This window comes from Thiopseudomonas acetoxidans, assembly GCF_030362935.1.
Lineage (GTDB): Bacteria > Pseudomonadota > Gammaproteobacteria > Pseudomonadales > Pseudomonadaceae > Thiopseudomonas > Thiopseudomonas acetoxidans.
The window spans coordinates 1-9,154 of record NZ_JAUCDY010000022.1 but is presented as its reverse complement, the minus strand read 5'-3'; the positions used below and the strand labels follow the sequence as shown (position 1 = coordinate 9,154).

The following is a 9,154-nucleotide window of genomic DNA, read 5'->3' as shown; positions in this document are numbered from 1 at the left end:
AAATGAGCCCCGTACAATACAGACTCAAGTATGAAAACAATTGTGTAAACGCAGTCCAATAAATGGGGTGCATTCCACAATCGCGCATAAGATGCGCTCCCACAAGAGCCGTGCCCACATTACCCAGAAGCCATGCTCCAACACTAGGAGCGCCACAGAACTGCTATAATTCCAACATCTAAAACACACCTAACAAAGAGCACCTATGGATTGGCACAGTCTTTTAACCCGTGAGCGCTTAGGCAAACTCACCCACAGCGCCGAAGAAATCGCGCGCAGTCCGTTTCACAAAGACCACGATCGTGTGATTTTCTCCGGCGCGTTTCGACGACTTGGGCGCAAAACCCAAGTCCACCCCGTCTCCAGCAATGACCTTATTCATACAAGGCTCACCCACTCACTGGAAGTCAGTTGCGTAGGCCGCTCCCTCGGCATGCTCGTCGCAGAAATGCTGCGTGAGCAGATGCCCAACTGGAGCGAACCCAGCGATCTGGGCATGATCGTCCAATCCGCCTGCCTGGCCCACGACATCGGCAACCCACCCTTCGGGCATTCCGGTGAAGACGCCGTGCGGCACTGGTTCCGCGACGCACTAGAGCGCGGCTGGCTTGATAGCATGAGCAGCGCCGAACAAGCCGATTTCCTCAACTTTGAAGGCAACGCCCAAGGTTTTCGCGTCCTTACCCAACTGGAATACCACCAGTTCGATGGCGGTATGCGCCTAACCTACGCCACCATGGGCGCCTTCTTAAAATACCCTTGGACCGCCCAGCAAATCAGCCAAACCGGCAACAAAGCGCAAAAATTCGGCTGCTACCAAAGCGAATTACCCATCCTAGAAAACATCGCTGAAAAACTAGGCTTACCACAACTCGGCCCACAACGCTGGGCGCGCCACCCCTTGGTGTATCTGGTCGAAGCTGCCGATGATATTTGTTACGGATTAATCGATCTAGAAGACGGCATCGAAATGAACCTACTCGACTACAGCGAAGTAGAAGAGCTATTACTCAACCTCGTCGGTGATGACCTGCCAGAAACCTACCGCCAGCTCGGTATCAATGACTCGCGTCGCCGCAAATTGGCAATCCTGCGCGGCAAAGCCATCGAGCACCTAACTCAAGCAGCAGCGCACACCTTTGTGCAAAATCAAGCACTATTATTAAACGGCCAGTTACAAGGCGATCTGGTTGAACACATGCAAGACCCCGCCAAAAGCTGCATTCTTAATGCCAAACAGCTAGCGCGCGAAAGAATATTCCAAGATAAACGCAAAACCTTGCACGAAATCGGCGCCTACTCCACCCTGGAAACACTACTCGAAGCGTTTTGTGGCGCGGTAGTGGAGTTTCATAGCGGGCGTGAACTCTCGTTTAAAAACCGTAGGATTTTTGACTTGCTCGGCAACAGCGCGCCACAAACCCACTGGTCGCTCTACCAATCCTTTCTGCGCATCATTGACTATATAGGTGGTATGACCGACAACTACGCCAGTCATATAGCCAAAGAAATGACCGGAGGGTCGAGCCAGACCTGAACACTTCGGTAAAGTTCAGCGCAGCAGATGAAAAAAACCGCAAATAAGCAGCGTTTTTGTCATACCTTCGTCCTAAACTCAGCTTCTTGAGCGTTGACAAGCCTCTAAAAAGCATGCAGTCTCGCAACTAGCGGTGACGAGCCTACTGAACCGCTATTAGCTAACGAATTAATTCGAATAATCAAAAAGGTGATGCTCATCATGAAACTGTACACAAAAATCGCAGGCACATTAGCCCTGCCACTCGCACTAGCTGTAGCAGCAAACTCAGCTCAGGCATACACAGTAGTAGACACCAGCGAGCATAAGCTGTCTGTTGGTGGTTATGTTTCAGCTATTTTTTCTGTTGCAAAAACTGGTGACAAAAAGTCAGCTGTAAACGACAAGTTCAACAGCGACTTCGATGCGGGTAACTCACGCATTAACGTCAGCTACACTAACAAAGAAATCGGCACCACCTTTTTCTGGGAGCAGAGACTACAAAACAGCACCTTGCGTCATGCTTACTTCGCTACTGAAGACGGCATCATAGGTGGTCAAACTTGGTCATTCGGTACTAACCTAGTTGCATTAGCAGAAACCATTGATACTACTGGTAACGGGCTAGTTAGTTATCAGGTTGACGGACCGCGTCCTCTGTTGTTAGGTAAAAAATTCAAGCTAGATGACAGCATGAGCTTCGGTCTTTCGATTGAAAGTCAAAACAACAGTAAAGAAGATGCAGCACAAAAAAGTGTTGCGCCTGCAGTAACTGCAAACTTTGAAGGTAACTTCAATGGCATTAAAGTGTTTACAGCAGTAACCAACTATGCGCAAAACAAAAAGGCTGTAAATAGCGGTGCTACAGGCGGTACTAAGTCTAGCGGTAAGGACAAGCGTTTTACGCGCTTCACTGTTGGTACTGCAATCCCTATGGGTGATGCAACTGTAAAGCTGGGTCTAACTCATAATGCTGGTGTTACCAATAAAAAGCTTGATACTACTGGCAAAGTATACCGAGCTGATGCGGCAAAAGGTACACACGTATCTGCTGCGTTAACCTACCGTATTAATGAGAAGGTTCGCACTAACCTTGCTGTAGAGGCAAGTAAGTGGGATAAAAACGCCATCGCTCAGCAAGAGCCAGGTAAAGCTGTTAAGGATAAGGCTGGAACAGCTCAGCGTGTATGGTTAAACGCTTTCTACCAAGCTGACAACGGCATCGAGTGGGGTGCAGAGTTGCAACATGCTAAAGTAAAAGCGCAAAGAGCTGATGGTAGTGTACTAGGAACTGTTGGTGGTGTGTATTCTTCAGGTCAAACACACGAAGGCGGCTTGGCTAACAAAGGCACAGCATTCCGCGTACAAGCTAAATATGCATTCTAAGTATTGCTAGTTAGTTGAAACATAAAAAAACCCAGCTCCGGCTGGGTTTTTTTGATCCACACCACCGAAAAAGCCATCCCTAACCAGACTCCATCACGCAACCTAGACCTCGATGGGCTAACTTCGGTAGCACAGCCACCGCCCCCGTAGCCTGAGCCTGTCGAAGGCATGGCACAACGGTTCGACTGATTGAGTCCAAGCAAGTCTGCGGACGGCTCGGGTAGCGCTCTTAAATGCTGACTGAACAATTGCCTATGCTAGAAGAAACAGCTAAACCCTACGCGACCTGCAACCAGCCCACAGGTGCGACCGATCTGGATTTTACTTTGTATACAGACCCAGCACTTTAGCCTGAAGCCCAAGCTTGGCTATCAGGCATATACCTTAGTGCGATGGCTTTTAGCCAGCTTTCAGTTTAAATATATAACTGTAAAAGTCACATTTCACGCAAAAACAGCACGAATACGCGAGCAAAGCAGCATGCTCAAAACACCTTCCAGCGCTATCTTGATTTAAAAATGAGGTGGTTGGTAATCAGAGTAATATGTAAGCTTTAAATACGGTGACAAGGTATGCGTGATAATAAGTTGTAATGTTTTGCCAAGCAAAAAGGGGCTCTTCGCATTTAAGGGTGTAGCTGATTTCTAAATCCTCCTGACTTCAGCAAGCACCTGGCTATGTAATTGGTTAAATTTCTAAAGCCTAGGGCGGTACCTCGTAAGTGCTCCAGTCGCCCGTTGATAGCTTCTGTTGGACCGTTGCTGGTTCCTGGCCGGTCGAAGTAAGCAAGGATGCTCTGAGCGTATTTTTTCAGCGTTTTCCCCAAGCGTTTCACCTCGATGAGCGCTTTGGGCAAGTCGCTGGCTGTAATGATATTTATGACCTCTTGCATGAGTTTTTTACCACGCCTTCGATCCGGCTCGTTGTAGGCGCTGACCACCCGTTGGTACATGTTCCAGGTGCAATCCACTTCGAGGTGGTGCTCATCTGCAAACAGCTGGAACAGTTGCTTTTTGTTGGCGTCAGACAGGTAGCTGACACGCCCAGCACGGTCACACCGTCAAAACGTGTCGAGTCATTAAAAAGCAGGCGCCGTCCTTCGTTGATAATGGCGTTATTGGCGGTGTGCCAGGCAACGTCAAGATGACTCGCAACACGGGAGACCGACAAGTCATCCAGCACGATGGCAGCCAAGGCCCAGCGTATCGCCCCATGGGAAAGCTTTGAGCGTGGTGGCGCAGCACTACTTGTGTCTTCATGCCAGAAACAGCCGCAAACACAACTCCAGCGACGGATACGCAGCAGCAATCTGGATGGCCGCTGCCCGTAAGGCGCGTGGGCAAGATGTCTATCGACAGTACCGCGTGAAACGCCAGCAGCCCCGCACTTGGGGCACGGCTCAGGTGCTTTGGTGAAACGGCATTCGATGACGGCGCGTTCTGCACAAAGATGTTGTCCAGTGGCAGTCAGGCCGAGGATATTTAGTTGGCAAAAGCTGGAAAGATCAGGGCTAGAAAAGGTAAGATTGTTCACGTCGGGGGCTTAGTTTTTGTTGGTGTGGGAACTTACATTTTCTAAGATCCCCGACTCTTTTTCCAGCCGGTCAGATTTTTTCTACACCCTTAAATGCGAAGAGCCCAAAAAGGGGGGGAGGTTATGCGAACTGTCACATGCAGCAATGAAGAATGTGGTGCGGATATCGAGTTTGGTCTTGAACAGCTGGAAATTGAGGACTCGCAGCCATTTGGGAGCCATACAACTCAGCACTCCAGTTCAGGAGCTGTTGTATGTGAAAACTGCAACTCTGCAACTGATGTGCGCTGCGTTTGGGATGAGTTAAACGATACCGGTGAAATATTGAGCATTGATTTCATTTAAAAAATATAACAAGTGGCATTAGTTCGCGATCTGCAACCACCGGACACGCTTCCCTCGCGGCTGTGCCGAGAGTTAGCGCCGCAGCAGGTTAAGAGCAGTCTTATGAGGATCCTGTTTGAGAGATTTCAATAATAGCGGTGGCATTAATGTCGAGGGAGACTTTAATGTCACTGACAATTCGCATAATGAGCACAAGCTGCTGATTAGTTGTTCAAATGAGGAGCTGCTGCGAGAGCGACCATTCAGGCAAGAGAATATTAAGATTGAGCAGACCCGCAAAATAAAAAGGCTGAAAGGCTTTTATGCACTTGCCTTGATACTGTTGTTGGCTGCAGCAGGTTTGGGGGCGTGGGAAGGGGAAGCAAATCTTGTTTCTGTTCTACTAGGAGCAGGCTCTTTTTTGATTGGTTTCCAGTCTATTCGGGCCACCCTCGAGCCGAACTCATTTCAAGTCGAAGAGCAAAATGTTGTGAATGAGATCGGCAAAATTCTCAAGCAAAGGCGAGCAGAGTGAAATGCTAACAGCAAAGGTAAGGTATGAGCGATATTCTGAAATTTAAGTCTTTATCAAGACTATGTCTAGTGGTTGGTGTTTCATTGATTTCTTGGTATTACGCTCATGCGTTTTTTCTGCTAGACAGGCTCATGCCGTTGGACTTTTCCACACATGAAGAGCTTCTGATTTCTAAAGCAGAGCTTGATACTGCTAGATTGGCAACAGATAGCACCGACATCCTTGTTATCGAGGCAAAGTTCGAAGCCGCAAGTTATAAGAGAGTTGAGTTTGAGGAAATAATGGGAAGCATGTTCGAACTGCACCGTTTAGCGCTTAGGGTAGGGCTATTATTAATAATTTTCGTTATACCAGTTTTTTTTCTTGAAATAGCTTGGCAAAAGTTTGTTTTTAATAAGGCACTTAAACCCGGCGTCGATAAAGCTGGCTCGGTTTAGTGCAGCGTTATGTTTATTATTTAAAGACCGGTATTAATGTTAGGTGTACTGAAACAAGCTGTAAAGCGATTATGCTTGTGGCTCATCTCATTAAATTGTTTTGGCGAGGTTTTTGTTGAAGGTTATTAGATCAAAAACTGTTAAAAGTTTTTTAGAAAAAATTGCACCTATAAATATTCAAGATAATACCCTGCCCGTAGCTAAATATATTTTTAGAGGTCAGGGTGATTCAAAGTGGAGTTTGCTTCCCTCTGTATTTAGAGCAGGTACCAAAACACCAGGTAGTTGTGAAGTTGTACAGAGCACATGTTTAACTTATAGAGAGCAGCGTAAATTAGAGTGGGAGGTTTTAAAATCTTTTGTTCTAGAGCTGAATAGTAATGGGTTTTATCTACCGAATGAATCCTTGTTTTATAAGTTAACTAGTTTAGAAAGTCACACTGAAGAGTATAATTTGTTTACTCGTATGGAAAAAGCATGGCCTAGTCAAGAGTATTATTCGCTGCTTGCTTTAGGGCAGCACTTTGGTTTGCCGACAAGATTAATGGATTGGACATATTGTTCTTATATCGCGGCTTATTTTGCAGCCAAAACCTGTGTTCGGCTTCAAGAAAATGGACAAGCAGTTAAATCCCTTTCGGTATACGCTTTAAATATGAAGTCATTTTTATTGAAAAATCCAGAAGTGGTTGAGTATAATATTAACAATATACATAAATCAACTACACCCATAGTTACTTATCATGTAGTAGAGACTCCAAGCTATTTCAATAATAACTTAAAGTCGCAGAGAGGACTCTTTGTTTGCTGTACTGAATATGGAAACGTAAGCGATAATAAGTTTTTACCTACTCCATTGACTGATTATATATGTGAGGAGCTGGCGTCAATTGAAAATAAATGCAGTAGTGCATCAGGATGTCTTGCTCAATCGCTTAGAGATTGTGAGGAAAAATGTATTATGGAGTTTAGATTATCTTCTGCTCACGCAAAAGAATTACTGTTTGAGCTGGATAAAATGTTTATTAATGAGTCTGCAATGTTTCCTAGTGTGGTTAGTTGTATTCAAACGCTTTATGAGCGGCTTAGGTAGGGTTTTGTGAATTGCTTACCTGATCAGGAAGCAAATCTTGCTGCAGTAGTGTATAGCATGCTATGCATTCGTTGCCCGTAGAGTTTAATTGCTCAACTTCTTACGCGCTGTAAAACTACACAATAATTTAACGCAACTAGAGCATGACCTGCGCTAAGATGCGCTTTTGGTGTGCAAATGTCCCAGAAATACCCCTAAAACAGAAGGCAGAACCTATATACTTATGCGGTCATTGAAGTTCGATACAAAGCCTCCAAATCCCTAAGTAATTTCTTGACATCGTTCCGACCGCAGACCACAGACCACACCTGCCAACAACGCACCACCAGACGCACTGTCGCAGGCATGGCCAGCTCCTACTGATGATTGCGTTCCAAAACACCGCTCATGTAGGGGCCAAGCTTCTGGGCGACCTGAACTCTAAACCCAGCTCAAGTGCTGCCGGAAAACCTCATTCACGCAAAGCTGCGCTCCAACAGCCAGCTCCAGCGGCAGCTTGCGCCCTGTGTATTTGTTTAAACCTACGCAAACAAAACCAAAAATATTTAAAAGAGGTTTATAAATAATCTTTTTCACGGCGATTAACGCCGTAAATTCGCTTGTACCTAAACGCAATTCTTTGCTATGGTTTATCTGTCCTCATATTTACGGTGATTTTCGCCGTAAACTGGAGTTTTATAAACCATGTCAACCACAAACCTGCAACAAAATCGTGACGACTGGCTCACTCTAGTTCCTCACGGTCAATTCGTGACGCGTCAATGGCTGCTTGCACAGGGTGTAACCTTGCATGCGTTTGATAATGCAGTGAAATCAGCAAAGTTAATGCCATTGACACGCGGTGTTTATACTCGTTCAGATGTTCCTGTTGCGTGGCAAGGTGTATCGGCATCATTAAATCGAGTGCTCGATGGGCCCGTCTATGTCGGCGGACTGAGTGCGCTAGCTCAACATGGTTTGGCGCACTATATAAGCTTCTCCACCGTTATCGAGCTGTATAGCCCATTGCCCGTACCGAGCTGGTTAGGGGGACTCAAGATTGCAACGAGTTTTAACTGGCACAGCACAGCCAGAATATGGGATACCTCTGCACTGCTGAAATCGGGCAGTTTAAAAACGATATCGATACATCAGGGTGAATGGCTGCTAGCTTCACCAGAGCAAGCGTTTTTGGAGGTGCTGGCGTTAGTACCTAGCACTATCAGCTTTGAGCAGGCTGATAACATCATGCAAGGCTTGGTTAATTTATCGCCTAGGCGTTTGGATTCGTTATTAAAGGCGTGCAAGCATGTGCAAGTAAAGCGCTTGTTTTTCTTTTTTGCTGATCGTTATCAGCATGCCTGGCGACAAAAGCTACACGCAGAGGACTACGACTTAGGCGCAGGCAAGCGCAGCATAGTGGCTGATGGTAAGCTCGACACCACCTATAACATCACTGTACCGGAGATATTTCATGGATAGAAATAGCCCTTATCACCTGCAGGTAGCGCTGCTGTTACGCATATTGCCTTTTATTGCACAAGAGAAATGCTTTGCTCTTAAAGGTGGCACGGCTATTAACTTATTTGTGCGTGATTTTCCACGACTTTCTGTAGATATTGATTTGGTTTACGTACCCGATGCGGATAGGGAGGCGGCGTTAAGAGTGATCAAGCAGGCATTGGATCGGATTGCTGAGAGTGTTTTGCGTGCTTTGCCTGCAACGCATATTTTTAAAAGCTATGTGGATAGGGCAGATACTTTACGCTTAGTGATAAATCATGCGGGCGCTTCTGTACAGGTTGAGCTATCCCCAGTGCTGCGCGGTACGGTTTTTCCTGTTGAATTAAGAGCTGTGAGTGAAGCCGTGGAGCGTGAGTTTGGTTTTGCTGAAATACCCGTGGTCGCTCTGGAGGACCTTTATGCCGGCAAGCTTTGTGCTGCTTTTGATCGCCAGCATCCACGGGATTTTTTTGATGTGATGCTGCTGCTCGAACATGAAGGTATTACCGATGCAATTAGACACGCTTTTTTGGTGTACCTCATGAGCCACCCAAGACCGATGGAAGAGATTTTAGAACCTAAGTGGCGGTCAATCAGCTCGGTCTTTGATGGCGAATTTCTAGGCATGACGTTACGCCAAACGTCTGAAAATGAATTGCAGCACGCAGCTGAGTTGGCGTTACGCACTTTGCTAACTGGTTTTACAGAGAGTGAGAAGCAGTTTCTGTATAGCCTGTATTTATTAGCACCAGCCTGGGATGCTTTGCCGTTTGACCAAAATGCGCGACAAGCCCCGTACTTTTAGTGCGGGGAAGGATAGCGCTGGAAGGCTGTAGCCTTCCTTAATG

General features: G+C 46.4%; 9 protein-coding genes and 1 pseudogene. 8 read left to right on the top strand and 2 right to left on the bottom strand.

Going from position 1 to position 9,154, the window contains the following annotated elements; all coding sequences use genetic code 11:
* Window positions 1-205 precede the first annotated feature (205 nt).
* Both QEZ41_RS11905 and QEZ41_RS11900 read left to right on the top strand, forming a co-directional pair.
* The gene (locus QEZ41_RS11905; RefSeq protein ID WP_289411816.1) at window positions 206-1,537 is read left to right on the top strand and encodes a deoxyguanosinetriphosphate triphosphohydrolase; all 1,332 of its coding nucleotides are present in this window, start codon (window positions 206-208) and stop codon (window positions 1,535-1,537) included.
* 201 nt (window positions 1,538-1,738) lie between these two features.
* Window positions 1,739-2,902 (top strand): hypothetical protein, encoded by a 1,164-nt coding sequence (locus QEZ41_RS11900; protein WP_289411815.1) that lies wholly within the window; start codon window positions 1,739-1,741, stop codon window positions 2,900-2,902.
* A gap of 625 nt (window positions 2,903-3,527) precedes the next feature.
* Here QEZ41_RS11900 and QEZ41_RS12065 read toward each other — a convergent pair.
* Window positions 3,528-3,932: pseudogene (locus QEZ41_RS12065) on the bottom strand (transposase); the annotation flags it as partial.
* Between the two features lie 626 nt (window positions 3,933-4,558).
* On the opposite strand from QEZ41_RS12065, the gene QEZ41_RS11890 reads away from it, so the two are divergent.
* From QEZ41_RS11890 to QEZ41_RS11875, 4 genes are all read left to right on the top strand, one after another.
* A complete protein-coding gene (locus tag QEZ41_RS11890; RefSeq protein ID WP_289411814.1) occupies window positions 4,559-4,780 on the top strand; it encodes a hypothetical protein in 222 nt (73 codons plus the stop codon).
* A 115-nt stretch (window positions 4,781-4,895) separates the two neighbouring features.
* Window positions 4,896-5,294 carry a hypothetical protein gene (locus QEZ41_RS11885; RefSeq protein WP_289411813.1) on the top strand — a complete coding sequence of 133 codons (399 nt, stop codon included), beginning with the start codon at window positions 4,896-4,898 and terminating at the stop codon, window positions 5,292-5,294.
* Between the two features lie 23 nt (window positions 5,295-5,317).
* The gene (locus QEZ41_RS11880; RefSeq protein WP_289411812.1) at window positions 5,318-5,731 is read left to right on the top strand and encodes a hypothetical protein; all 414 of its coding nucleotides are present in this window, start codon (window positions 5,318-5,320) and stop codon (window positions 5,729-5,731) included.
* A gap of 112 nt (window positions 5,732-5,843) precedes the next feature.
* Complete coding sequence (locus tag QEZ41_RS11875) at window positions 5,844-6,824, top strand: FRG domain-containing protein (RefSeq protein WP_289411811.1); 981 nt, start codon at window positions 5,844-5,846, stop codon at window positions 6,822-6,824.
* A 420-nt stretch (window positions 6,825-7,244) separates the two neighbouring features.
* Here QEZ41_RS11875 and QEZ41_RS11870 read toward each other — a convergent pair whose 3' ends face one another.
* Window positions 7,245-7,400 carry a hypothetical protein gene (locus QEZ41_RS11870; protein ID WP_289411810.1) on the bottom strand — a complete coding sequence of 52 codons (156 nt, stop codon included), beginning with the start codon at window positions 7,398-7,400 and terminating at the stop codon, window positions 7,245-7,247.
* A 108-nt stretch (window positions 7,401-7,508) separates the two neighbouring features.
* Between QEZ41_RS11870 and QEZ41_RS11865 the strand changes: the two genes are divergently transcribed.
* Entirely contained in the window at window positions 7,509-8,285 is a 777-nt protein-coding gene (locus tag QEZ41_RS11865; protein WP_289411809.1) for a type IV toxin-antitoxin system AbiEi family antitoxin, read from the top strand.
* Window positions 8,278-9,111, top strand: a complete 834-nt coding sequence (locus QEZ41_RS11860) for a nucleotidyl transferase AbiEii/AbiGii toxin family protein (RefSeq protein ID WP_289411808.1) — start codon at window positions 8,278-8,280, stop codon at window positions 9,109-9,111. Before QEZ41_RS11865 ends, QEZ41_RS11860 begins: the two co-directional genes overlap by 8 nt.
* Window positions 9,112-9,154: the final 43 nt, after the last annotated feature.

Coding starts and splice junctions, on each gene's coding strand:
- QEZ41_RS11905 (WP_289411816.1), top strand. CDS start 206: ATGGATTGGCACAGTCTTTTAACCCGTGAGCGCTTAGGCAAACTCACC.
- QEZ41_RS11900 (WP_289411815.1), top strand. CDS start 1,739: ATGAAACTGTACACAAAAATCGCAGGCACATTAGCCCTGCCACTCGCA.
- QEZ41_RS11890 (WP_289411814.1), top strand. CDS start 4,559: ATGCGAACTGTCACATGCAGCAATGAAGAATGTGGTGCGGATATCGAG.
- QEZ41_RS11880 (WP_289411812.1), top strand. CDS start 5,318: ATGAGCGATATTCTGAAATTTAAGTCTTTATCAAGACTATGTCTAGTG.
- QEZ41_RS11865 (WP_289411809.1), top strand. CDS start 7,509: ATGTCAACCACAAACCTGCAACAAAATCGTGACGACTGGCTCACTCTA.
- QEZ41_RS11860 (WP_289411808.1), top strand. CDS start 8,278: ATGGATAGAAATAGCCCTTATCACCTGCAGGTAGCGCTGCTGTTACGC.